The organism is Streptomyces hazeniae (assembly GCF_031845485.1).
In the GTDB taxonomy this organism is placed as follows: domain Bacteria; phylum Actinomycetota; class Actinomycetes; order Streptomycetales; family Streptomycetaceae; genus Streptomyces; species Streptomyces hazeniae.
Genome location: NZ_JAVREQ010000060.1, coordinates 1 through 1,147 on the forward strand (window position 1 = coordinate 1; position 1,147 = coordinate 1,147).

Here is a 1,147-nt window from a genome sequence, read left to right on the forward strand (position 1 = left end):
TGGAGGAGCCCGTGAACATCAGGATCACACACGTGCTGGCGATGACGGACGAGCAGCGTCGGCAGCTCGAAGAGGCGAACCGCAGGGCGAACGAGCAGTCGCAACGGGACGCGGCCGCGAAGCGCGGCTGACCCGCACCAGCGTCCGGGGCCCGCACCACGTCGGTGGTGCGGGCCCCGGCGCGCGTGGGCCGTTCTGTTCCTGCTCTTCGAGCCCTTGGAGGCTTTCGTGTTCGCTTCGCTGTTCGTCCTGCTCTACGTCGCGCACCTGCTGGCCGACTACCCGTTCCAGACCGACCACCAGGCGTGCCACAAGGCCAAGCCCGGTGCGGCCGGTTGGCGGGCCAACCTCGCGCACGCCGCCACCCACGTCGTGTTCTGCGCGGTGGCGCTGGCGGTGGCCGCGCTGGTGCTCGGCATCCGCACCGCGCCGGCCGCCGCCGTGGCCGCGCTGCTGTGGATCGGCGCGACGCATGCGGTCATCGACCGCCGCTGGCCCGTCGCCCGCTGGATGAGCTTCGCCCGGCAGGCCGGGTTCGCCCAGCACGGCGGCGCCGCCCACGTCGACCAGGCCGCCCACGTCCTCGCGCTCGCCGTCGCCGCCCTGCTGCTGGCCGTCACCTGACCCCGGCCGCCCACCGCCGCCCCTTTGCTCTGGAAGGACCACCGATGAACGTCATCCCGCTGAACACCCACCGCACCAACACCCGCCCTGCCACCGGGGACGGGCCGACGGCCGCCGAGCTGGCCACGATCGAGGCGGAGATGCCGGTCCTCGACGCCGAGGTCGACCTCCTGGACGTGCAGATCGCGCTGCTCGACCGGGCGCCGAACGAGCTCGACGCCCGCCGCCTGCGCCGCGCACACCGCAAGGTGCTGCTGGCCCGGATCGAGGTCGCCAACCGCACGACCGGCGCCCCGGAGGTGGCCTGATGGAACGCCGTGAACTGACCCGCACGCAGAAGGTCGTCCTCACGGCCGCGTTCGTGCCCATGCTGGCCACGGGCGTCGCGGGTGGGATCGGCACCTACACCAACATCTCGGGCGCCTACGGCAAGGGCACGGCGCTGGGTGCGGTGGCGGCCGGTGAGGGCGCGACCGGCGTGCTGGCCGTCATCATGCTCGCGTTGACGCTGCTGGGGCAGTCG

The 1,147-nt window shown here is 73.1% G+C and carries 2 protein-coding genes and 1 pseudogene; all 3 read left to right on the top strand.

Features of this window, described 5'->3' with window-relative positions; genetic code table 11:
- Nucleotides 1-228 precede the first annotated feature (228 nt).
- On the top strand, nucleotides 229-624 hold the full coding sequence (locus RM572_RS28535) for a DUF3307 domain-containing protein (protein ID WP_311676271.1): 396 nt from the start codon (nucleotides 229-231) through the stop codon (nucleotides 622-624).
- 44 nt (nucleotides 625-668) lie between these two features.
- Nucleotides 669-932: a DUF6284 family protein gene (locus tag RM572_RS28540; protein WP_311676272.1), complete on the top strand. Its 264-nt coding sequence runs from the start codon at nucleotides 669-671 to the stop codon at nucleotides 930-932.
- Nucleotides 932-1,147: pseudogene (locus RM572_RS28545) on the top strand (conjugal transfer protein); the annotation flags it as partial. The gene RM572_RS28540 and the pseudogene RM572_RS28545, both read left to right, overlap by 1 nt.